Here is a 23,071-nt window from a genome sequence, read left to right as displayed (position 1 = left end):
GATTAGTTCGAGGTGACTTATCCATAAAATTTACCTGATGTCCACCACCAGGTAAGCGAGCGCCGTTCTTCGCATCCCACATATCGCCTACAGTTCCTTCACGAATTCCGACGCCTGGCTTTACCGTGAACTCGACTTGAAATAACGGCCCCTGTTTGAACTCTTCAGAAACTGCGAGCTTATTTCGAACGTCCACCACAGAATTTATGGGAGTATCCGTGGCCCAACCTCCAAGGTTGGAGGACGGACTCTCGCCCACAGCTACTGCCCTCTCCATCCGCTCACGAGAACCCGGGGACAGACCACGTTTTCGGAGTGCTTTCTAAAAGTCGTCCGCCCTCATTTACCCTTCTTTCAATTGGTCGAGCTGAAAGCTTAGCGGGCCGCATGGCTAAAATTACGGAGAAATTTTACGTGTTGTTTCAGCCAATTAATTAAACGTGGTCTGTCCCCATTTGTTCCGGCATCGTTGAATCCTTTCCATTGGTCGAACTGAAAGCTTAGCGGGCTGCATGGCTAAAATTACGCAGAAATTTTACGTATTGTTTCAGCCAATTAGATTAAACGTGGTCTGTCCCCATTTACGTCGCCCCCATTTACGCCGCCCCCCTTTTCAGCCCTCGTTCCATAAATCCAACTTTAAGACTTCGCCACCAAGGTCACTTTCCACAAACGACCGTCTTCAGAAAACTCCATTCTCAAGTCATGCGTAGGTAGCTCATATTTACACCACTGCTGAATCTGGCCAATCAACATATCAACTTTGGCTGGTCCACCTTTGTCGGCAGGACCTAACTCTCTCGCGACATCTTGGGCTACCCAAGTTTGAGCCACGCGATCAAGCACGTCTGCGCTATACGCTGAATAACCCTCGTGAGGCTGCACAAAAAAATGGATATGGTTTAATTTCCCTGAGCGGAACCCAAACTCCAAACCAGATCTTATAAATTTATAAAATATCGTTTTCCCATCCGGATCATTATAGCTGTCCGGCGTTTCCAAAATAGTTGGCCGCTCTTGAACTTTGCGCCAGAGATCCACAACAACCGGCCCATGCTCATCCTGCCCAAGAGATTGAATACAGTCAGACCAGAATTTCATTACTTAATAACTCCCGTTGCACGATTTCGATCCACGATTTTCTGAATTGTCTCATCTACGAGTTTTGAGTCATATCCTCGACTATTGAGATTTTCTCGCAGTACATTTGTGTCGCGGCACACTGCTCCGCACAGATCCGCCGCATCCTGTTGAATCTGCTCCCGAGTATTTTTACCCCCATACGTACGGCCTGCAATGTGCACGTCCCGCGGAATCTCCACGGCAGTGGCGTTTTGGTAGAGTGCTTTGGATTCCACCTCCGTGAGAGGGCGGCCCAACTCATTTTCCTTTGCGGTGCGCAACGCAGCATATGACGGGATATGGTCATGTTCCAGACCGTCTCTCACCACTTCCCTCGCCTTAAGATTTTTATAGGCGTCAACCTCAAGCTCTTGGACGGGCGATTTCGAAGATCCGGTTCCTTTTACTTCAGCCGGTTCCTTCCCGTCTGCCACATGTGTAGCAGTTGTACCTTTTCCAGTAATCCTGCTTGGGAAAAGTCCGGCACCCATCTCGATTACTATGTCACCCAATTTTGCAAAGAGGCCACCCTCCTGTGCTTTCACAACAGAAGCCATTGATCCGGCAGAGTTTAAATTCCCTGTTTGAATGGAACCTACCCAATAGGCCTCTGCCCCCTTGCCCTCACTCCTCAGTTTCGTTACGAGTTCCGAGAATTTTGCGTCATCGTCGGCCAAATCGCGCGAGATTTTACGGCAAGTGTCAGCTGCTCCTTTACAAAACTCGTCTCGCTCCAACTCTCGTTGCTTGTCGAGCGCTTCGTATTTGTCTCTGACCGCCAGCTTTTCCTCTTCGGTGGATTTGCTGTCGATTTCGGCCAGCATCTCTTTCACCTCACGGTGATAAAGATAGTTATATGTCGTAGCACTCCCCGCAATGGTGGCCCCTAGCTGGGTGTTTCCATCCACTGCGGCAGCCGCTAACACTCCTGTTAACTGCGACAGCATCACCTGCATCTGGTCGTTACCACCGGCGAACGTCACCAACGCTTTCATCGCCGCTTCGTTCAATCCGGCTGCCGCCGCACCTGTCGCAAAATCCCCGCCCGTTGCCTGGGAAAGCAAGCCACCCATCAACGCATGCGCTACAACTTTTACTACGCCGCCTTCCGGAAATTTGATCGTGTTATCGCCAACAAAATTGAACCCGGTTGCCATGGCGACGCTGCTTGCCTCACCCATTAACGCCGCTCCAAGGTTGGAGCCAAAGCTACCGCCACCAATAGTGGTGGAAACACCACTGGATATAATCGCGCGACCAGTCGTACGGATGGCGACGTCGGTAAAGTTGCTACTGGTCAGAATATTTGCAGTTTTGCTGCCTCCAGCCGCAAACCAATTCGCATCAGCGTAATTGAGGAAGTCCGCCGTAAATCCTGCGATGGCAGCGTTCTTCAAGCTGCTGGCGCTGAAGGTCTCCTTAAATGCGGCGCCCAAATCCCCCTTATTGCTAATCGTGCTGGTAACACCTGTAGTTGCCAGGCTCGTAGCAACCGCACCACCGAAGCCGCCGCCCACCAAGCCCAGACCAGCTGGTCCCATGACAAAAGACATCATGATCGCGATTGCTATTTGCGCAGCAGGGCCGACTCCTGAGTTTTCATACTTGAACGACTCATGGATTTCCTTCACCCGCCGCCAATCGACATCACCGCGAGCCTCAGCATCCTTCAGCCAAGCCAGTTGCGGATCAGCCTCGACCATAGCGTCGATGGTCTGGCTTACGGATTGCTGATTAACTTCCTTGATGTCGATTTTCAGGCCATCGACTGCCTTGATAACAATGTTGCCTTTGGCGACCATCTGGGTTTGACGCAGGGTTTCGTCGGTGTTACCGCGACCTTTCGAGGACACCCATCCAGCGTTGTTGTTGGTCTTGGTATGGTTCTCATCATGCAGATCCTTCACCCCTTCAAAGGTAATGGAGCCGCCACTGTCGAGAAGGATGTCCTTGCCGCTGTCGAGCTTTGCCACTTGATAAAGCTGGTCACCTTTGCTGACCAACGAGAGGTTGCCACCGGTCTTGATCTCGCTGCCGACGTACTTGGTGTCGGTCACCTCATCGTGCTGCATCTTCAGCTTGCCGAAGCTGCCCTTTTTCTTCATGTCGTACAGTGTGTAATCGGTGTCCTGCAAAGCGAGAATCTGCAGATTATCGCCAGCCACCAGATAGGCTTCATCGCCAGCACTAACCCGACTGGAAATCACACTGAGGTCTTTACCTGCATCCAGCTTGACGTCACCGCCCGCCGTAATACCGGACATGACCTGACTGACATGATCCTCCTGGCGCTTCTCTTTTTTGTTCCTGGATTTAGAGTGTTCTTCATCCGCCGCCGAGGTGATGACCAGATTTTCAGTGGCCGTCATCGCCACATCGCGCTTGGCGTCAATCTCACTGGCAATGACATTGATATCGCGTTTGGCATCAGCCTTGAAATCACGCCCGGCATCGATATCAGCCGCCAGTTGGGTGATGTCGCTTTTGCTCGACCTTGAGCCCAACGAAACGCTGTTATTGACCTGCACAGACGACACATTGACGTCGCGCCCCGCGTTCAAGACCATGTCCTGGCCGCTCTTCATCACGCCGCCGACGATGTTGATGTCCTTGGCAGCGTTGACGGTCAGGTCGTTGGCGGCCTCGATTCGTGCGGCGTTGTCAGCGTAGTCATGGTGTTGGGTGACCTGTCCGTACTGGTCGTCCACCGAGGTGATGGTTCGCTCGTTGATCACATCGCCTGTGCGGGTAGTCAGGCTCACATCGCGTCCGGCGATGATGCCGCCGGACTTGTTGACGATGTTGTTGGTGGCGAGCACATCCAGACGATTGCCCACCTCGACCAAACCGCTATTCACCAGATCCTTGCCCGCCGTTGCCGACAGGTTGTTGGTCGCTTTTAGAGTCCCGACGTTCTCGAGGTTTTCACCGGCAATCAGCGTCACATCGTTACCGGCGATCAACGCGCCGGTCGGGCCGAGGCGGCCGTTGGCCTGCGCCAGATACACCACCGGCACCAGGACTTTTTCGCCACTGACTTCGTGTTCTTCGAGCCAGACGATGTCGTGGGTTAGCGCCGCGACTTGTTGCGCCGTGAGACCGACGCCGACCGAAAGGTTGAGCGCGTCCTTGCTGGCGATGGCGTTGTTCATCAAGTACTTGAACATACCCTCGTTGGAGGTCTGGCCGTCGAGGAAGGCCTGACCGGTGCGTGCGGTGACGGCTTGCTGGATCAGGCGCTGTTCGTAGAGACCGTCGCCCAGGCGTTTAGCGCTCTGGTCGGGGTCGTAGCCGAGTTTGGCGAGCAGGTAATCGGAACTCATGAACGACTTGAGGTCGGTCAGTACCGGGTTGGTTTCGATCAGGTATTTGTGCGGATTGGACGGTGCCTTGGTGTCCGGCAAACCGGTTACGCGGGTGACCGGGCGGGTAGCGGCGTCGTTGCCGGCACTCGGCGTGCGATGGAATGTATCGACGGCGCGCGTGCTGTCGGAGATGGCCACCGGGGCGTCGTCCAACAGATTGCGCGGGCCGCCACTGGTGCCGGCGACCACGTGGTTCTGGGCACTGATGGTTTCATTGCCGACCGTCCAGGTCGGCGCCGGCCCGGCATTACCGGACGCTGCAGCGCTGGCGCCCTGCCCGCTCAAACGGAACAGACCGTTTTCACCCGTCGGCAGCGAGAAGCCCGGCAGACTCAGTGGGTTGACTTGCTGCTGAGCGAGATCAGGCGGCAGTTGGCTGTTAATGCGGATGACCGCAGTGCTTTTATCGCCGACGCTGGCGTCGGCCACTTTGTTGGCGCCAAGCGTCGAACCGTAGTCCTCGCGAACGACGTCGTTTGCAACTTCCCTGGTGGCGGTGATCGCAACTTTACCGCCCGCCTGAATGACCGCGTTGCGGCTGGTGGCAGTACCTGCGGCGTCGGTGCTGTTGACGGGTTTTTCAATAGCAATGCCTTTTTGGAACTGCGCCAGTTCGCTCGGTATTGCCAGCAGGTTGTCGGGGTCGTACAGCGAAGACGTTGACGTCTCAAAACCCGCGCTCAATCCCGTTATCGCCCGGCCATACTTGCGATTGCCAACGTTTTCGCCCGTCTCGCTGTCGACGATTAAAAGGCCCCCTCCCACCGTCTTCACAGTCGCTTTGCGAATCAGACCTTCGGGAGCGATGACGTAATACACGTAAGGAAAGTCAGGATTGTTGCGCAGGTTGTAGGGCAACACGACGTCGCTCATAAACCTGGCCGTGCTGCCAGTGCCCATTTCAAAGTTGTACTGGCGTGTAACTTCGATGGTTCCGCTTTGGGCCCCGATATTCTTCAGGGTGTCAGCGTTGATGGTGATGTTGCCACCCGCTGCCACCGTGCTTTTGCTGTTGAAAAACGTACCGCCCTGGAACACCAGATCCTTGCCGACATTCAACACAGCAGAGGCGCTGGTATCACTGTCGACCATTTGATACGTCTCGCGGGTTGCGAGAAAGTTGTTGAACGTGCCGCCAACACAGTCACCGCAGCTCGCCGCGATTAACCCGGATATCAGCTTGCGCTCGACCGACGCCGCCGGGCCTTCCGTACGGTTCTCGTACACATCGGCATTGAGCGTGAAGCCACCGACGCTCTCCATCGAACCGGAAATGTTATAGACACCGGCCGCCCGTGCCGCGCCGCCGTACCCACCGATAACAATATTGCCCAGGCCGTAGAGATCACCGTGCTGGTTGGTCAGGTTGGAGACGTTCAGCGTCATGTTGTTGCCGCTGAAAATCAGCCCGCGATCATTGAGCAATGAAGGCGTGTTGACGATCAGGTTCTGTGCCGCGCCCAGCGTGCCGTAGTTGGCAACGCTCCCGGCGTTGAGGGTCAGATCGCTAGTGGAGGTCACGCGCCCGGCGTTGATCAATTGGCCGCCGATGCCGAGGGTCGACGCTGCACCTGCAGCAAAACTGCCGCCCGCACCGACGTTCATCTGTGCAGCGGTGAGGTAAGTGCCGCCCTGGCTGGTCAAGCGGCCGGCGCCGCCGTAGGCACCGCCCAACTGCATATCGATCGAACCATCACTGGCGATCAAACCATCATTGATCCAGTTACCACCCCGCGCCTGCAGGTGCTCGGAGGCGAGCAATTTGCCGCTGGCCGTCTGGCTGAACTGCCCGACATTGACGTTCAAACGACCGGCCTGAATCACGCTGGAGTTGTTCCAGGTATCCGCATTGAGTTCCAGTAGTCCACCGGTGGTGATGCTGCCACCGGCGCCCAGCACGTTGGCCGTGGCGATATCGAATTTTCCGCGCCCGACGTGGTTGAGTTGCCCGCCACCATTGAGGAAGCTGCCGACAGCGAGGGTCATGTCAGCGTTGGCGGTTTCCAGCACGCCGTTGCGGTTGTCGAGCAGGCCGCCGATGCGAAACTCGGTCTTGCCCGAGTTGCCCAGCGAGCGCAGCCGGCCGTTCTGGTTGTCGACAGAGCCGGCTCTGACGCTCAGTTGAGTGTTGCTTTCGATGACGCCCGCGCCATTGCGCAACGCGCCGCTGAGGCCAAAATCGATACGCTCGGCGGCGATCTGTCCGTCACTGTTATCCAGGCTCGCGCCATTAACGCCCAGCAATCCTTTCGCGTAGAGCACGCCGTTGCCGTTATCCAGCGCTGCCGTGGTAATGCTGCTGTCTGCCGCTTGTGCCGAGATCTGCCCGCCGCTGTTGCTCAGGCCTGCCAGCGCCGAGAGTGTCAGGCTCTGTGCCTGAATGATGCCGCGTTGACGGTTGTTGTTCAGGTCGAAGCCATTGCGCAGAACGCCGACCGTGCGCGCCTCCAATGCACCCTTGATGCTGGAGAGCGTGCCGCCACGGTTATCGATGTTGGCCGCTTTGATCAGCACATTGCCGTTCTGGGCGATGACTTTACCGCTCTGGTTGTCGAAATCGCCGCTGATCTCCAGCGTCAGCGCGCTGTCGCTCTGGATCTTGCCCTGGCCGTTGAGCAGGCGCGCTGCGTTCAGTTGCACATCGGCTTTCTGGCTGTAGATCAGGCCGTCGGCATTGTTGCTGACGGTGCCCGTGGCGGTGATCAGCAACTGCTCATTGGCGGCAAGCGTGCCTTTGTTGCTGTTGTCCAGAGAACCCGTGCGCACATCCAGTGTGTTCTGGCTGGCGAGCTGACCGTTCTGGTTACGCAGATCGGTCACGCCCTTGATCAGCATCGGGCCGGTTGCCGCGAGTTTGCCGGCGTTGTTGTTGAGGTCGCCGCTCAGGTTAAGGGTGATCGCGCCGTTACCGGCCAACTGCCCGGTGCTGTTGTCGAATCGCGATGCGCTGACATTGATCGCCTGTTGCGCATTGACGCCGCCACCGACGTTGGTGAATGCCGTGCTGACGATATCCAGCGCCGCACCACTGGCGATCAGGCCATTCAAATTGTTGTTGAGTGCGCCATCCAGTGTCAGCGTCTGCCCCGCCCCGCTGCTGAGATTGCCTTTGTTGCTGTTGTCCAGACTGCCGGCCTTGATGCTCAGATTATTCTGCGCGACCACCGCACCGGCGGCGCTGTTGAGCAGCGCGTCCTTGAGATCCACCGATACGTCGGCAAACTTGCTGGACAGCGTACCGCCATCACGGTTGTCGAGGCTGTCGCCGTTGACTGTCAGTCCTTGCCAGCCGGAGACCAGACCTTTCTGATTGGTCAGGTCAGTGCCGCGCAGCAGCAGTTTTTCGCCGCTGATGATTTTGCCGGAGGCGTTATTCACTGCTTGGGCGATGAGGTCGAAACCGAGCTGGCTGGAGACTTCACCACCCTGGTTGTTCAAGTCACGCAAGCGCTTGAAGGTCAGTGGGCCTTTGGCGGTGAGCAAGCCGTTGCGGTTGTCGAAATCGCCGTTGGCCAGATCCACCGTGACGGCTTTTTCCCCGAGCAGACGACCGCCATTTTGGGTCAACGAGGTCAGCTTCAGATCAATGTCACCGACCGCAGAAACTTCGCCGTCGTTGCTGGAATCGAGAGCGCTGGCGGTCAGCGTCAGGTTGCCTTTGCTGTTGATCAAACCAGCGTCGCGATTGTTGAGTTCGCCGCTGTCGATTTGCAGGGTTTGCGCCGCGCTGATCAGACCTTTGGCGTCGTTGCGCAGAAGGCCGTCGACGGTCAGTTCCAGGTCGCCCCGGCTGGTCAGGCTGCCGCTGCTGTTGTTCACTTTCGCGCCGTGCACGTCGATGGACGCTGCGCCAATCAGACCTTTGACGTTATCCAGTGCAGCAGCAATGCGCAGGGTCAGGGCCTGGTTGCTCAAGAGCTTGCCATTGCCGTTATCGAGATGTTGCGCGGTCAGGGTGAACGCTTCATCACTGGAAATCGTGCCGTGGTTATTCACCCCCTTGAGTTGTTTGAGCAGCAGTTCTCCGGGGGTGTTGATCACACCACCGTTGTTCAACTGGCCGTGATTCAAATCCAGGCTCAGACGCGTGTTGCTGAACAGCTTGCCGCCCTGTTGATCGAGCCCTTTGACCGAGGCCGTCAGCGCTCCCTGACTGCCGATACTGCCGTCGGCATTATTGGTGACTTGGTCGGCGACGAGGTTCAGTGTCTGCGCGCTGCTGAGTTGCCCGTCGCTGTTATCAAATGCGCCGGTGGTGACGGTGACCGCACCTTTACCGCTGAGTGCACCCTGCTGACGATTGTCGAGGCTGCCACTTTGAATGACGAGTGCGCCATCGGTGACCACTTTGCCGCCTTGGTTATCGACGCCACCAAGGCTTTCGAGCGTCAGACCGGCAGCACTGGACAGGCTGCCCTGAGCGTTGGCCATCTGCGCGGTGTTGACCGTCAATGTGCCTTCACTGCTGACGTTGCCCTTGGCGTTGTCGAGCACGCCATCCAGGTTCAAGTGCATGGCTTGCTGGCTACGCAATTCACCACCGTTGTTGCTCAGGTTCTGCCCTTGCAGCTTGAACAGCGTGGCGGCGTCGATCAGGCCTTTGTTGCGGTTGAGCACTTCTTCGACCGTCAGCGTCAGGGACTTGCCGGTGAAGACCTTGCCGCCATCGCTGTTGTCGAGTTTGTTGCCGGCGAGCAACAAATCGCTGTTGGTGCTGATTTCGCCGCCACGGTTGTCCAGCGCTTCGACCGTCAGGGTCATGGCGTTGGTCGATCCGAGCAGACCGCTCTGGCGGTTATCCAGTTGATCGGCATTGAGTTTGAGTACGCCGGTCGCGATCACCTGGCCTTTCTGGTTGTTGAGGTTTTTCGCCTCGACACTGATATCCGACTTGCCGACGATGTTGCCGGCACGGTTGTCCAGTCCATTGGCGACAAGCTTCAGATGCCCATCGGCGATGACTGTGCCGAGCTGGTTAGCGAGGGTCTCGTCGGTGCTCAACTGCAACGCAGTGCGGCTGCTGATCAGACCTTCGTGGTTGTCGAGACTGCCGCTGTGGCTGTCCAGCGACGTGCCGGAGATGACGCCGTTGACGTTGTTCAAGGCGTGCGTCGTGCGCAGCGTCAATTTCTGCTGGCTGAGCAGTTTGCCGTTACTGTTGTCGAGGCTGCCGGTCTCTACAAGACTGCTGTCCTTGCCGGAAATCAGGCCCTTTTGGCTGTTGTCGACACGGGTACTTTTTAGGGTCAGCACACTGTCGGTGCCAATCGATCCGGCGCGGTTGAACAACGCACCCGTGCTGGTCAACTGCAATTTACCGGCACTGCTCAGGCTGCCGCTGCTGTTATCGATCTGGCCCGCGTTCAGCGTCAGCGCGCCTTCACTGCTGATGACGCCGAGCGCGTTGGTCAATGCCCCGCTCAGATCAATGTTCAGACCCAGATTGCCCAGAATCTTGCCGCTGCGGTTATCCAGTGTTCCACCGGCGATGGCGATGGTTTGCGCGCTGAGCTTGCCGTTCTGGTTATTCAGCGTTGCGGCGTTGACCGTCAGGTTGCGGCTTGCTGTCAGGCTTTTACCGCTGTTGTCGAGGGTCTGCGCAGTCAGGCTCAGATCACCGCTGGTGTTGCGGCTGCCGTCGGCATTGACGCCGGCATCGATGGCGCCGGCGTTGGTCAGTTGACCGCCAGCGCTGAGGGTGATGCTGTCGCGGGCGGCGAGGGTCTGGCGGTTGGTCAGGTTGCCCTGAGTTTGTACGTTGAGAGCGGTGCCGGCGTAGACCGGGCCGCGTGCATCAAGACTGGCGGCTTTGACGTTGACCGCGCCGGTGGCCGAGGTGTCGGCCAGGCTCAGTTGGCCATTGGCATCCAGTTGAATATCACCGCCGCTGGCGATCAGCTTGCCGTCGAGTTTCACCCCGACCCCGGCCTCGGTGCCGACCAGTTTGATCGCCCCGGCGTACATGCCGCCCAGTGCCGAGGAGTCGATGGCCAGTTGCGGCTTGGCGCTGCCGTCATCGGCGCGGGCGGTGGCGTTCAAGGTCTGTGCGTTGACGTCGTTGCGCCCGGCGACAATCGTCAGGTTCTGTGCCTGGATCTCGGCGTTGATCTTCGCGCTGCGGGTGATGATTTCAAAACGGTCGACGTTGGTCGCGTTGATTCCCGCGCCTTCGATGGCCACCGAACCCTGATCGACCTGAAAGCGATCCAGGCGACCGTTGTCGAGCACCGGTTTGCCGGTGGTCAGCGTCACGCGCGGCGAGTTGATGAACCCGCAACCGTTGCAGGTGATGCCGTACGGGTTGGCGACGATGACCCGCGCCGACTGCCCTGCCACTTCGGTGTAACCGCGCAACTGGCTCGGGTTGCCGCTGATGACTTCGTTGAGAATCGCCTGCGCCGAACCGCTGTTTTTCAGGTTCGGGTTGTCAATGATGTGCCCGCCCAGCTGGGTGAGATTGTTCTGCGTCGAGCCGTTGTTGAGGATGACGCCCTGCGATCCGACGTTGTAATCATGGAACTGGTTGTGCGACAGCCCGCTGGCATTGGGCGTGGCGATGTTGATGATCGGCACGCCATTGCCGGCGCGATCCAGCGAGGTATTCGGGTTGGCCACCACGATGCCGTCGGCCTGCGCCCACATCGGTTGCCAGAACATGACGTTCGCCAACAGCAAAGCCAGCCCGCGTTTTGGCATGCCGAGAAAGTGTTCGCGGTTTTTTACGGCAGCAGTTGGCTGACCAGCCAGGAAGGCCAGTTGACGAATGTCCATTTCAGAATCTCGGGGCAGGCAGTTTTAGAGGAAGAATTCCAGGCGGAAATAAATCGGTGCTTCGCGCTCGGTGAGCGCATCCGGTCGTTCCAGCGAATGCGCGAAGGTCACGCCGGCGGAGACGTGCTGGCCACGGGCGAACAGGTCCAGCGAATTGCTCGACATGCGGCCGTGCTGTTCACCGTTGTAGCGACCGTTCTGGATCACGCCCTGGTCATAGCCGAGGCTGGTGCCGTATTCGCTGAACACCGGACGCAGCCACTCGACATTGATCGATCGGCTCCAGCGCAGATCGTTACGCCAGTAACCGCCGCTGTCGCCCGCCAGTGACTGATCCTTGTAGCCACGGATCGACGACGAGCCGCCGAGGCTGGTGCGCTGCGAACTGAACAGCACGTCCTCACTGTGCTGGCCGGTCATCAGGCTGCTGAAGCTGAATGACTCGCCCCAGAGTTTGAACGGCTGCAAGTAGCTCAGGGTCGCGGTGTATTTGCGGTAGCGGGCATCGGGCTCGCCTGGTCCCGGATCGTGACTGCCTTGCGCATCAAACGCGCCGATGCCTTGCTGCATGCCGGCGTCGAAGTTGACGAAGGCACTGCCGATGCGACGACCGTGGTTGAAGCCGAACTGCGCTTCGCTGATGCGGTTGCTGCTCAGCTTGAGCTTGCTGTCTTCGATGAAGTTGTTGGTGCGCAGATACGACAGACCAGCGCTGAGAGACGTCTTGCTGACCGAATCGCGGTGGATCACGCGTTCGGCGCGAAACTGATGGTTTTCGCTGTCGCCGGTCTGCTTGAAGTTGTAGAGGTTGGCGGCGATTTGCGAGCGGTACTCGCTCTGGCTGTAGGTGTAGTTGAAGTTCCACCAGCCCCACGGCACGTTGTAGCTGAGCATGGCGTTGTTGGAAGTGTGCTGGTGATCGGTCATCGCGTCGTGACCGCCACGCAGACTCAACTGATCGGCCAGACCCAGCGGGCTGTCCCAATCGAAGGTGGTGCCCCACTGCTGTTCGCCGGTACTGCGTTGGCCGTCGTTATTGCGCGACAACCCGACACGCCATGGTTTTTGTGGCGTGTTGGTGACCAGCACTTCGCTGCCACCGACGTTCTTGCCCGGCGCCAGCTCCATTTTCGCCTGATTGGACGGCAAGCGATTGAGCTGATCGACCATCTGCTCGATCTCGCGCAGGTTGACCAGTTCACCGCTCTTCCCAGGGAACGTCATGGCCAGCTCGCGCTCCGAGAGCTGACTGTTTTCCGCGCCTTTCATGCCTTCGAGCTTGCCTTCGACCACCAACACTTTCAGGTGGCCGCCAGACAAATCCTGTTGCGGCAAGTAGGCGCGACTGGTGACCAGACCTTTTTCAATGTAGTGATCGGTGATGACTTTCAGCAGTTCATTGAGCTGCGGCACGCCAAGGCATTCACCGATGTAAGGCTTGAGCAGGCGCGATTTTTCATGTTCGGACAGGCTGTCGGCGCCCTTGAGCTCGATGTCCTTGATCGGGAAACAGCGGCTATCGGCGGGAGCCGTCGGTTGCGCCGGCGTGGCGGCTTTGCCGGGCAAATCCTTGAGTTCTTCGAGACGTCGCTGCTGCTCTTCGAGCAGGCGATTCTGGCGGTCGCGGATCAGGTCGGTTTCACCGGGGGTGGGAGCAGCGGAGGCAATCTGAAGCGGAGAAAGGCACAGCAAAGCTACGCACAACCTCGCCACGAGGGCGGGTGGGTACATGTTCGATCCCTCGAGACGGAAGTGACATCAAAATAGTGGCGCGATATTAGATGGCCATCATTTTGACGTCAAACTAATGTTGTAACCGCCCGTCAGTGTTCAACTGCCAATCTCGTCGCGACCTCCCCTGGCCCGAGCGTGCGCCCGTCCTCGGACATCAACTGCAGTTTGCGAATCGGCTGGCGATGCTTCGCGTCGACCATCACCGAGCCCGGCTCGCCCGGCGCGTACATGAACTCACCGCCCCATTGCGACAGAGCAACGATCACCGTCTGCAGGGCTTTGCCGCGCTCCGTCAGCACGTATTCCTTGTAAGCCCCGCCGTCAGCGGCGGGCACCGTTTGCAGGATGCCCTGCTCCACCAGTGCCTTGAGGCGGGCGCTGAGCATGTTTTTGGCGATGTCGAGGTTCTTCTGGAAATCGCTGAAACGCCGAATTCCGTCCAGCGCATCGCGAATGATCAGCAACGACCACCAGTCGCCGATCAGATCCAGTGTCCGGGCAACCGGGCACGCCGCGCCCTGCAGGCTTTTGCGCTTCACTTCAACGTACTCCTTCAAATCGGTGATCGGCCTTGCGGCTCAGGGTTGCATCATACAACTCTGCCCGACGCGGGTGACCCAGCACTTGCGTACAAGTGGCCCGTGCACATTGCGCAGATAGTGGACGCAGCCAATTCGGCCACCACCGACGCAAGGAGTTTGCATGAGCACGTTCACCACCCAAGACGGCACAGAAATTTATTACAAGGACTGGGGTAGCGGCAAACCAGTGCTGTTCAGCCACGGCTGGCCGCTCGATGCCGACATGTGGGAATACCAGATGGAATACCTGAGCAGCCGCGGCTACCGCACCATTGCCTTCGACCGCCGCGGTTTTGGCCGCTCCGATCAACCGTGGACCGGCTACGACTACGACACGTTCGCCGACGACATCGCGCAACTGATCAATCATCTGGACTTGCGTGACGTGACGCTGGTGGGCTTTTCCATGGGCGGCGGCGACGTCAGCCGCTACATCGCCCGGCACGGCAGCGAACGCGTCGCCGGCCTGGTATTGCTGGGCGCGGTAACGCCGCTGTTCGGCAAGAAAGCCGACTATCCGCAAGGCGTCGACACGTCGGTGTTCGACGGCATCAAGGCCGGGCTGCTCAAGGATCGCGCGCAATTCATCGCCGATTTCGCCGCGCCGTTCTACGGCACCAATCAGGGCCAGACAGTCTCGGACGGCGTGCTCACACAAACCCTCAACGTAGCGCTGCTGGCCTCGCTCAAAGGCACCGTCGATTGCGTCACCGCGTTCTCGCAAACCGACTTCCGCCCGGACATGGCAAAAATCGATGTGCCAACGCTGGTGATCCACGGCGATGGCGACCAGATCGTGCCGTTCGAAACCACCGGCAAACAGGCAGCGGCGCTGATCAAGAACGCAGAACTGAAAGTCTACGCCGGCGCACCCCACGGTTTTGCGGTGACCCACGCCCAAGCCTTGAATGAAGATCTGTTGGCGTTTCTCGCTCGCTGAATGCAGCGTTGGCGCTGGCGGCACTCAATCGCCATAGTGCTTCCAGCGCCAGAACATTGCCCATCGTGCGGCGCGTAATTGCCCGCGACACCTTCCGCCGGGTACGCTGGCCAGCAGTCAATCCCCCGTACCTGACCGGTCGACTTCGCGGTCACTCAAGCAGACTCAACACTCTGCGCCTTCAAACGATGAGGTTTGTTTCATGAGCAAAGCGCCCTACGTTCCGCCCAAGGTCTGGAAAAACACTGCGCCGTCCGGCGGCCAGTTCGCCAACATCAACCGCCCGATTGCCGGGCCGACGCACGACAAGGCGCTGCCGGTGGGCAAACAGCCGCTGCAGCTGTATTCGCTGGCCACGCCCAACGGCGTGAAAGTGACGATTCTGCTTGAGGAGTTGCTGGCGCTCGGGCACAGCGATGCCGAGTACGATGCGTGGCTGATTCGCATCAACGAGGGCGATCAGTTCTCCAGCGGCTTCGTCGAGATCAATCCGAATTCGAAGATTCCGGCGCTGCTGGATCGCAGCGTGCAACCGCCGATTCGGGTATTCGAATCCGGTTCGATTCTGCTGTACCTCGCGCAGAAGTTCGGCGCTTTTTTGCCTTCCGATCCTGCCGGACGCACCGAAACCCTCAACTGGCTGTTCTGGCAGATGGGCGCGGCGCCCTACCTGGGCGGCGGCTTCGGGCATTTTTATGCGTACGCGCCGGAGAAGCTCGAATACCCGATCAACCGGTTCACCATGGAAACCAAGCGTCAGCTCGACGTGCTCGACCGACGCCTCGGCGAAAGCACCTGGTTGGCGGGCGACAGCTACACCATCGCCGACATCGCTGTCTGGTCGTGGTACGGCCAACTGGTGCGCAACACCGTTTACTCGGCGGCCGAGTTTCTCGCGGCCCACGAATACACCCACGTGCAACGCTGGGCCGAGGCCATCGCGCAACGGCCTGCAGTGATCCGTGGACTGCGGGTCAACCGTACGTGGGGCGATGAAGCGAGTCAGGTGGCCGAGCGCCATTCGGCGCAAGATCTGCAGTGAAATTCCGGCGCCAAAAAGGCGTTGGTTGCGTGGGGGGCAATCTATTAGTCAGCGCTTTCGATAAACGCTACTCTCTGAGCAAAATCACCACAAAGCACCCGACATGACCCACTCAGCGTTTTCAGCCGACCTCGAAGCCATCCGCAATATCGACGCGGTGCCCGTGATTCTGAGCATGGTCAAACACCTCACGGGCATGCGCTTTGCGGCAGTCGCCAGGGTGACCGAAAAAAACTGGGTGGCCTGCGCCGTCGACGACTCCATCGATTTTGGCCTCCAGCCCGGTGGTGAGCTCGTCCTCGAATCGACAATTTGCCATGAGATCCGCCAGCATCAGCAGCCGGTGATTTTCGGCCACGCCAGCGCGCACCCGATCTTTTCGTCCCATCACACGCCCAAAACCTATGGGCTGGAGAGTTACATCTCCATTCCGATCGTCAGAGCCAATGGCGATTTTTTCGGCACGCTCTGCGCCATCGACTCGGTGCCGGCCAATCTCGACGAACCGGCCATCGCCAAAACCCTCACGCTGTTTGCCCAACTGATTGCCATGAGCCTGGACACCCAGAGTCACCTTCAGGCCACCCAGCTCGAACTCAAGGACGCCACTGAACTGGGCCGGTTGCGTGAGCAGTTCATCGCGGTGCTGGGACATGACCTGCGCACACCGCTGAGCGCGATTCGCATGAGCACCGATCTGCTGGAGAGCAGAACCGAAGAAAAGCGCTCGCTCAATCTGCTGTCGGCCATTCGCAGCAGTTCGGTGCGCATGGGCGTGCTGATCGAGAACATTCTGGACTTTGCCCGGGGACGTCTGGGATCGGGCATTCCGGTGCAGCGAACGCAAGTGGATGACCTGCAACACACGCTGCAGACCACGCTGGAAGAAATCAGGGCTTCGCATCCGCGCGCGGTAATCATTGATTCGCTGCAGGTGCCGGGGGGCGTGCATTGCGACCCGTTGCGGATCAGCCAGTTGCTCTCCAATCTACTGGGCAATGCGGTGATTCACGGGGCGAGCACGGCGCCGATCCTCTTCAACGCCTGGTCGGAGAACAACGAAATCGTTTTGTCGGTGACCAATCAGGGCACGCCGATTCCGCCGCAATTGATGCCGTTACTGTTCGAACCGTTCTCCCGAGCCGAGGCCGGACAGCGCTGTGAAGGTCTGGGGCTGGGGCTGTACATCGCCTCGCAAGTGGTGACGGCACACAACGGAACGTTGAGTGTCACCTCCAGCGCGGAATCGGGAACCTGTTTTGTGGCCAGGTTCCCCGCGCAGTTCAAATGGGTTTGAGCAAGCGCCTGAGCGTTACGCCGTTTGCCGGCGCATGGTCAGAATCGCCGCGCCGAAACCGATGAAGGTCGTCCCCACGACCCGACTGACCCAGCGCGACAGCGCCGGACGGGTAAGCACGCCTTTGGCCCGCGAGGCGAGCGCGGCGTAAAGGGTCAACGACGACACCGACAACGCCATGAAAATCGAGGTAAGGATGAAAAATTGCGGCAGCAGCGCCGCGCTCTGATCGATGAATTGCGGGAACAGTGCGGTGAAAAACATCGTCGCCTTGGGGTTGGTCACCGCCGTCAGAAACGCCGATTTATACAGCTTGATTCGCGTGGGCTGGTGTTTTTCCACGTCGCTCTGCGGGCCGTCCGGCAGCATCGGGCCTTTTTTCAACAATTGACGGATGCCCAGATAAAACAGGTAGCCGGCACCGAGAATTTTCACTGCGTTGAACAGCCATTCGGAGCTGGCCAACAGCGCGCCCAATCCCAACATGGCTGCCGCCGACAGGCAGAACAGACCACTGGCGTTGCCCAGCGACGACCAGATCGCGCTGCGTTGGCCGTGGGTCAGGCTGTTGTTGATCGCCATCAGTGTGGCCGGCCCCGGGCTGGCAATGGCAATCGCGGCAACCACGGTGAACGTCAAAATCGAGTGAGAATCCATTTTCCAGGCTCGTGAAGTGAAGGCGTCGCATGTTACAGAGCCGGCGAGCGAAAAGGCTAGCCGTCGCCCGACGTGCCAAGGCGCGCTACCATCGCGCTGACCGTTTTCACTCTTTCAGAAGGATCTCGCCATGTCCGAACCCGTTACTTCGCTGCAAGACACCGCCGCCCCCGAAGGCGTCTGCTACGGTTGCGGCGGTCGCAACCCGCACGGGCTGCACGTCAAAAGCCACTGGCACGAGGACGGTGTGCACGTGATCGCTGAGCATTTGCCTGAGGCCAAATATTGCGGCTGGCCGGACCTGGTCTATGGCGGCTTGATCGCCATGCTCGTCGACTGCCATTCCAACTGGACAGCCATGGCGTATCACTACCGCAACGAACAACGCGAACCCGGCTCCCTGCCGCGCATCGACTGCGTTACCGGCAACCTCGGGATCAAATTCATCAAACCGACGCCGATGGGTGTGCCGCTGACACTGCGGGCAACCGTCGAGGGTGAAGTCGGGCGCAAAACCCGGGTGATCTGTGAGGTGTACGCCGGTGATGTGCTCACGGCGATGGGCGATTCGGTGTTTGTCCGCGTCGATACCGGGCAACTGGCAGCAGCGGCTCACGGGCGGCAATAATTTACCGTCACGTCACAACTATTCGGCGCCTGAAAGCCCCGTTTTATATGGCTTCTGGCGCTCTGCATCAGAATTTTATCTTCACATCCCAGCTTAATAATATTTTACCGATACCCCCCCTCTCCCTAGTCTGACCTCAAGCAAAACGGACAAGCCAAAACGCGCTCCGAATCCAATTGCCTTGCTAGGAAGGATGTAGAGATGACCACCGAAATAATAAAAACAGACACGCTCGTCGTGGGTGCCGGCCAGGCTGGCGTGGCCATGAGTGAACACCTGAGCAAACTGGGCGTGCCGCACCTGGTGCTGGAGCGCAGCCGCATTGCCGAGCGCTGGCGCACCGGGCGTTGGGACTCGCTGGTCGCCAACGGTCCGGCATGGCACGACCGCTTCCCGGGGCTGGAATTCGACGACGTCGATCCCGATGGATTCGCTCATAAGGAGCGCGTCGCCGATTACTTCGAAGCCTATGCCAGAAAATTCAACGCACCGATCCGCACCGGCGTCGACGTCAAAAGCGTCGTGCGTAACGTTGGCCGTCCCGGCTTCACCGTCGAAACCAGTGAAGGCGTGATCGAGGCCAGCCGTGTAGTCGCCGCGACCGGGCCGTTTCAGCGCCCGGTGATCCCGGCGATTGCACCGCAAGACGAACGCCTGCTGCAGATTCACTCCGCCGATTACCGCAATCCGCAGCAGTTGCCGGAAGGCGCGGTGCTGGTGGTCGGCGCCGGCTCCTCGGGCGTGCAGATTGCCGATGAGCTGCAGCGTTCCGGCAAGCAGGTCTACCTCTCGGTCGGCGCCCATGACCGTCCGCCCCGCGCGTACCGCAACCGGGATTTCTGCTGGTGGCTGGGGGTGCTCGGCGAGTGGGATCAAGCGGCGATGAAACCCGGCCGCGAGCACGTGACCATCGCGGTCAGCGGTGCCCATGGCGGTCGCACCATTGATTTTCGTGGCTTGGCTCATCGCGGCATGACGCTGGTTGGCGTTACCGAATCGTTCAACAACGGCGTGGTCACGTTCAAACAGGATCTGCTCGATAACCTCAAACGCGGTGACGAAAACTACCTGGCCCTGCTCGACGCCGCCGACGCATATATCGAGCGCAACGGCCTCGACTTGCCGGAGGAACCGGAGGCTCGCGAAACCTACCCCGACCCGGAATGCGTGAAGCATCCACTGGCCGATCTGAATCTGGCCAAGGCCGGGATCACGTCGATCATCTGGGCGACCGGGTTCGCCGTGGATTACTCGTGGCTGAAGGTCGGCGCGTTCGATGACAAGGGCAAGCCGCAGCATCAGCGCGGCGTGTCCAGCGAGCCGGGCGTGTATTTCCTCGGTTTGCCGTGGCAGTCGCGACGCGGTTCGTCGTTCATCTGGGGCGTGTGGCACGACGCCAAACACGTCGCCGATCACATTGCGACCCAGCGTAAATACCTCGACTACCGCGATGCCGAGCAACGCGAAGCCGAGCTGCACTCCCCTGTCCACAACAAGGCTGCCGACACCGTCGACGCTTGATCACCCTCGTGTACCCCGGCGCCGATTGCGCCGGGCCAATTTTTCCCAGGAGTTCCCCATGAGTCAGCCCACTCACACCCGCATTCGCATGTTCAACACCAAGGACACCTACCCGAACCAGACACTGGACAACGACTTGTGCCAAGCCGTGCGCGCTGGCAACACGGTGTACGTTCGCGGTCAGGTCGGCACCGATTTCGACGGCAATCTGATTGGCCTTGGCGATCCGCGTGCGCAAGCGGAACAAGCCATGCGCAACGTCAAGCAACTGCTGGAAGAGGCCGGCAGCGACATGAGCCACATCGTCAAGACCACCACTTACCTGATCGACCCGCGCTACCGCGAACCGGTCTATCAGGAGGTCGGCAAATGGCTCAAAGGCGTGTTCCCGATTTCCACCGGGCTGGTGGTCTCGGCACTCGGGCAGCCGCAGTGGCTGATGGAAATTGATGTGGTGGCGGTGATTCCCGAGTAAATCGGCAGACCGCGTCGCGGCCTTCGCGAACAAGCCCGCTCTCACATTGAAATGCATTCCAGGGTGGGAGCGGGCTTGCTCGCGAAGAGGCCGGCAAGGACAACACATTCCTCGAAAGGAGTAAGACCATGACCTTTTCAATCGCCGCCCGTTGCGCCGACACCGGCCAGTTCGGCATCGCCATCAGTTCCTCCAGCATCGCCGTGGGCGCCCGTTGCCCATGGCTGTTGCCGGGGGTTGGCGCGGTGTCGAGCCAGAACATCACCCTTCCGTCGCTCGGCCCGGAAGTCCTCGCGCTGATGGAGCAAGGCCTCGCCCCTGACGCCGCACTGGACAAGGTGCTGACCCGCAACGGCTACAGCCAGTACCGCCAGATCACGGCAATCAACCACCTCGGCCAGACCGCGCATTTCAGCGGTGCGCAGACCCTCGGCGTGCATAACGCGGTGTCGGGCGAACAATGCGTGGCCGCCGGCAACATGCTCGCCGCACGCTCAGTGATCGAGGCAATGGTCAGCGCTTTCGAGGACGCTGAAGGCCAACTCGCCGACCGCCTGATCAAAGCCCTGCACGCCGGTCAGGCCCTCGGCGGTGAGGCCGGCCCGGTGCATTCCGCGGCGGTGGTGGTGGTCGGCGAACTGACCTGGCCAATCGTCAACTTGCGTGTGGACTGGGCCGATGAAGACCCGATCGGGCAACTGCAACAACTTTGGGATGCCTACCGCCCGCAAATGCAGGATTACATCGACCGCGCCCTCGACCCGGCGAAGGCGCCGGGCTATGGCGTGGCCGGAGACGATCGATGAACAGCATCGAACTGCTTCGGGCGCTGGTGGGGTTTGACACCACCAGCCGCGAATCGAATCTGCAACTGATCGAGTTCGTCCGGAACTACCTCGAAAGCTTCGACGTACCGTGCGCGCTGATCTACAACGAGGAGCGCAGCAAGGCCAACCTGTTCGCCACGCTTGGCCCTGCGGATGTGCCGGGCATCGTGCTGTCCGGGCACACCGATGTGGTGCCGGTCGATGGTCAGCCGTGGACTCTGCCACCGTTCGAACTCAGCGAGCGCGACGGTAAACTGTTCGGCCGTGGCACGGCCGACATGAAGGGCTACATCGCCTGCGTGCTGGCCCTGGTGCCGTCGTTGGTGAACACACCGCTGCGCATGCCGGTGCATATCGCGCTGTCTTATGACGAAGAAGTTGGCTGTCTCGGCGTGCGTTCGTTGCTCAAGGTATTGGAGCAACGCCCGGTCAAACCGCTGCTGTGCATCATCGGCGAGCCCACCGAGTTGAAACCGGTGCTCGGGCACAAAGGCAAACTGGCGATGCGCTGCGACGTGCAGGGGCATCCCTGCCATTCGGCGTACGCGCCGCTGGGTGTCAACGCCATCGAATACGCCGCTGAACTGATCGCCGAGCTAGGCCGTTTGGGTCAACAGTTGAAAGCGCCGCAGCACCACGACCCGCGCTTCGACCCGCCCTACTTGACGGTGCAGACCGGCGTGATCAGCGGCGGCAAGGCGTTGAACATCGTGCCGGCCGACTGCCGCTTCGACTTCGAAATTCGCGCCCTGCCCTCGCAGGATCCGGCCGTTGTTGCCCAGTCACTGAAAACCTACGCCGAACAACAGATACTGCCGCGCATGCGTGCCGTCAGCGAACACAGCGCTATCCGTTTCAGCGAGCTGTCGGCCTATCCGGGCCTGGCCACGGAGGCGCAGAGTGAGGCCGCCGAACTGGTCGCTGCGTTCTGCGGTTCGCGGGATTTTGGCACCGTGGCGTTCGGCACCGAGGGCGGACTGTTTGATGCGGCCGGTATTCCCACCGTGGTCTGCGGCCCCGGCAGCATGGATCAGGGGCACAAACCCGATGAATTCGTCAGCCTCGATCAGCTCAATGCCTGCGATCAGATGCTGCAACGTTTGCTGACGTTTATTCGTTCCTGAAATCGGCCCGACTGTGCCCTCAGGCGTACAGTCGGGCCAGTTCTTCGCGGCAATGATCGACAAACAACTGCACCGGTTTGGTCAGTTGCACCCGCCGCAGCCACGCCGCCGACAACCCCGACCCGGTTACGCTTTCCGCCAGCGGTACGCAGACGACTTTCTGACCGTCGTAGGTGTAGTCGCTGAATGGTTTGGTCACCAGAATCGAGAAGCCGAAACCGTTGCCGACCATGCCGCGCACCATCTCGATTGAAGGTGAGCTGAAGACAATGTTGGGGGTCAGTCCACGCTCCTCGAAGATGCTCACGAAGTAGGTCCGGCTCGGCACTACGTCGAGCAGAATCATCGGTTCCAGCACCAGGTCGTGCAGCGAAACTTTCGCTTGCTGGGCGAAGCGATGATCGGCCGCAAGCAAGGCGTAGGGTTGTTGCGCCGGCATCAGTGAAGTGGTTTCGATGGTGCTGTCGAGGTCGTGTTCGAACAGCATCGCCAGGTCGATGCTGCCGGCGGTCAGCGCCTGCACCAACTCCTGTTGCTCGCCGTCACGAATACGGATTTCCACTCCCGGCCAACGTGCCTTGAACCCGGCGATCAGGCGCGGCAGATAGAGCGGCGCGACCGTCTCGAAGCAGCCGATATCGATGTGTCCGGCGACCACATCGTTGTCGGCCAACGCGTTCTGCTCGAACTCATGAGCGACCCTCAGCAGCTCCAGAGCCTTGCGATAAAACCGCGAGCCGCTCGGCGTCAGGGAAACGCCCTGGGCGTGATGACGGATGAACAACTGCACACCGAAACTTTCTTCCAGATGCTTGATCGCGGTGGAGACCGACGGCTGGGCGATGTAGAGCTTGCGCGAGGCTTCGGCGACGCTGCCGCAATCGGCGGTGGTGACGAAGTATTTGAGTTGGCGCAGGTTGTAGGCGGCCATGGGAAACCTCCGGTAGATCAGACTGGCATCACTTTTATGGCAAAAGGACTTATCTG

At 59.4% G+C, this 23,071-nt stretch carries 14 protein-coding genes; 8 read left to right on the top strand and 6 right to left on the bottom strand.

Going from position 1 to position 23,071, the window contains the following annotated elements; translation table 11 throughout:
- Window positions 1-639: 639 nt before the first annotated feature.
- From F2P67_RS03640 to F2P67_RS03625, 4 genes are all read right to left on the bottom strand, one after another.
- Entirely contained in the window at window positions 640-1,101 is a 462-nt protein-coding gene (locus tag F2P67_RS03640; RefSeq protein WP_166217416.1) for a hypothetical protein, read from the bottom strand.
- Window positions 1,101-11,258 carry a two-partner secretion domain-containing protein gene (locus tag F2P67_RS03635; RefSeq protein ID WP_166217414.1) on the bottom strand — a complete coding sequence of 3,386 codons (10,158 nt, stop codon included), beginning with the start codon at window positions 11,256-11,258 and terminating at the stop codon, window positions 1,101-1,103. The genes F2P67_RS03640 and F2P67_RS03635 overlap by 1 nt, the downstream gene beginning before the upstream one ends.
- Before the next feature lie 24 nt (window positions 11,259-11,282).
- Window positions 11,283-12,989 carry a ShlB/FhaC/HecB family hemolysin secretion/activation protein gene (locus tag F2P67_RS03630; protein ID WP_166217411.1) on the bottom strand — a complete coding sequence of 569 codons (1,707 nt, stop codon included), beginning with the start codon at window positions 12,987-12,989 and terminating at the stop codon, window positions 11,283-11,285.
- Window positions 12,990-13,081: 92 nt separating this feature from the next.
- Window positions 13,082-13,531, bottom strand: a complete 450-nt coding sequence (locus tag F2P67_RS03625; RefSeq protein ID WP_166217409.1) for a winged helix-turn-helix transcriptional regulator — start codon at window positions 13,529-13,531, stop codon at window positions 13,082-13,084.
- A gap of 163 nt (window positions 13,532-13,694) precedes the next feature.
- On the opposite strand from F2P67_RS03625, the gene F2P67_RS03620 reads away from it, so the two are divergent.
- From F2P67_RS03620 to F2P67_RS03610, 3 genes are all read left to right on the top strand, one after another.
- Window positions 13,695-14,513 carry an alpha/beta fold hydrolase gene (locus tag F2P67_RS03620; RefSeq protein WP_166217407.1) on the top strand — a complete coding sequence of 273 codons (819 nt, stop codon included), beginning with the start codon at window positions 13,695-13,697 and terminating at the stop codon, window positions 14,511-14,513.
- A gap of 202 nt (window positions 14,514-14,715) precedes the next feature.
- Window positions 14,716-15,555, top strand: a complete 840-nt coding sequence (yghU, locus tag F2P67_RS03615) for a glutathione-dependent disulfide-bond oxidoreductase (protein WP_166217404.1) — start codon at window positions 14,716-14,718, stop codon at window positions 15,553-15,555.
- Between the two features lie 103 nt (window positions 15,556-15,658).
- Window positions 15,659-16,852, top strand: coding sequence for a GAF domain-containing sensor histidine kinase (locus tag F2P67_RS03610; RefSeq protein ID WP_166217401.1), 1,194 nt, complete (start codon window positions 15,659-15,661; stop codon window positions 16,850-16,852).
- 15 nt (window positions 16,853-16,867) lie between these two features.
- Here F2P67_RS03610 and F2P67_RS03605 read toward each other — a convergent pair whose 3' ends face one another.
- The gene (locus tag F2P67_RS03605; RefSeq protein ID WP_166217398.1) at window positions 16,868-17,509 is read right to left on the bottom strand and encodes a LysE family translocator; all 642 of its coding nucleotides are present in this window, start codon (window positions 17,507-17,509) and stop codon (window positions 16,868-16,870) included.
- Window positions 17,510-17,639: 130 nt separating this feature from the next.
- Between F2P67_RS03605 and F2P67_RS03600 the strand changes: the two genes are divergently transcribed.
- From F2P67_RS03600 to argE, 5 genes are all read left to right on the top strand, one after another.
- The gene (locus tag F2P67_RS03600) at window positions 17,640-18,137 is read left to right on the top strand and encodes a PaaI family thioesterase (protein ID WP_166217396.1); all 498 of its coding nucleotides are present in this window, start codon (window positions 17,640-17,642) and stop codon (window positions 18,135-18,137) included.
- A 201-nt stretch (window positions 18,138-18,338) separates the two neighbouring features.
- The gene (locus tag F2P67_RS03595) at window positions 18,339-19,658 is read left to right on the top strand and encodes a flavin-containing monooxygenase (protein WP_166217393.1); all 1,320 of its coding nucleotides are present in this window, start codon (window positions 18,339-18,341) and stop codon (window positions 19,656-19,658) included.
- A gap of 58 nt (window positions 19,659-19,716) precedes the next feature.
- Complete coding sequence (locus F2P67_RS03590; protein WP_166217390.1) at window positions 19,717-20,133, top strand: RidA family protein; 417 nt, start codon at window positions 19,717-19,719, stop codon at window positions 20,131-20,133.
- A 128-nt stretch (window positions 20,134-20,261) separates the two neighbouring features.
- Window positions 20,262-20,939, top strand: coding sequence for a DUF1028 domain-containing protein (locus F2P67_RS03585; RefSeq protein ID WP_166217387.1), 678 nt, complete (start codon window positions 20,262-20,264; stop codon window positions 20,937-20,939).
- On the top strand, window positions 20,936-22,084 hold the full coding sequence (gene argE / locus F2P67_RS03580) for an acetylornithine deacetylase (RefSeq protein WP_166217384.1): 1,149 nt from the start codon (window positions 20,936-20,938) through the stop codon (window positions 22,082-22,084). The genes F2P67_RS03585 and argE overlap by 4 nt, the downstream gene beginning before the upstream one ends.
- Before the next feature lie 19 nt (window positions 22,085-22,103).
- Here argE and F2P67_RS03575 read toward each other — a convergent pair whose 3' ends face one another.
- Window positions 22,104-23,015 (bottom strand): LysR family transcriptional regulator, encoded by a 912-nt coding sequence (locus tag F2P67_RS03575; protein WP_166217381.1) that lies wholly within the window; start codon window positions 23,013-23,015, stop codon window positions 22,104-22,106.
- Window positions 23,016-23,071 lie beyond the last annotated feature (56 nt).

The organism is Pseudomonas atagonensis (assembly GCF_011369485.1).
Classification (GTDB): Bacteria; Pseudomonadota; Gammaproteobacteria; order Pseudomonadales; family Pseudomonadaceae; genus Aquipseudomonas; species Aquipseudomonas atagonensis.
Note: the sequence above shows the minus strand (reverse complement) of the source record. Positions and strands in the feature narration are given on the sequence as shown.

Coding starts and splice junctions, on each gene's coding strand:
- F2P67_RS03640 (WP_166217416.1), bottom strand. CDS start 1,101: ATGAAATTCTGGTCTGACTGTATTCAATCTCTTGGGCAGGATGAGCAT.
- F2P67_RS03575 (WP_166217381.1), bottom strand. CDS start 23,015: ATGGCCGCCTACAACCTGCGCCAACTCAAATACTTCGTCACCACCGCC.
- F2P67_RS03595 (WP_166217393.1), top strand. CDS start 18,339: ATGACCACCGAAATAATAAAAACAGACACGCTCGTCGTGGGTGCCGGC.
- F2P67_RS03600 (WP_166217396.1), top strand. CDS start 17,640: ATGTCCGAACCCGTTACTTCGCTGCAAGACACCGCCGCCCCCGAAGGC.
- yghU (WP_166217404.1), top strand. CDS start 14,716: ATGAGCAAAGCGCCCTACGTTCCGCCCAAGGTCTGGAAAAACACTGCG.
- F2P67_RS03590 (WP_166217390.1), top strand. CDS start 19,717: ATGAGTCAGCCCACTCACACCCGCATTCGCATGTTCAACACCAAGGAC.
- F2P67_RS03585 (WP_166217387.1), top strand. CDS start 20,262: ATGACCTTTTCAATCGCCGCCCGTTGCGCCGACACCGGCCAGTTCGGC.
- F2P67_RS03620 (WP_166217407.1), top strand. CDS start 13,695: ATGAGCACGTTCACCACCCAAGACGGCACAGAAATTTATTACAAGGAC.
- F2P67_RS03630 (WP_166217411.1), bottom strand. CDS start 12,989: ATGTACCCACCCGCCCTCGTGGCGAGGTTGTGCGTAGCTTTGCTGTGC.
- F2P67_RS03610 (WP_166217401.1), top strand. CDS start 15,659: ATGACCCACTCAGCGTTTTCAGCCGACCTCGAAGCCATCCGCAATATC.
- argE (WP_166217384.1), top strand. CDS start 20,936: ATGAACAGCATCGAACTGCTTCGGGCGCTGGTGGGGTTTGACACCACC.
- F2P67_RS03605 (WP_166217398.1), bottom strand. CDS start 17,509: ATGGATTCTCACTCGATTTTGACGTTCACCGTGGTTGCCGCGATTGCC.
- F2P67_RS03635 (WP_166217414.1), bottom strand. CDS start 11,258: ATGGACATTCGTCAACTGGCCTTCCTGGCTGGTCAGCCAACTGCTGCC.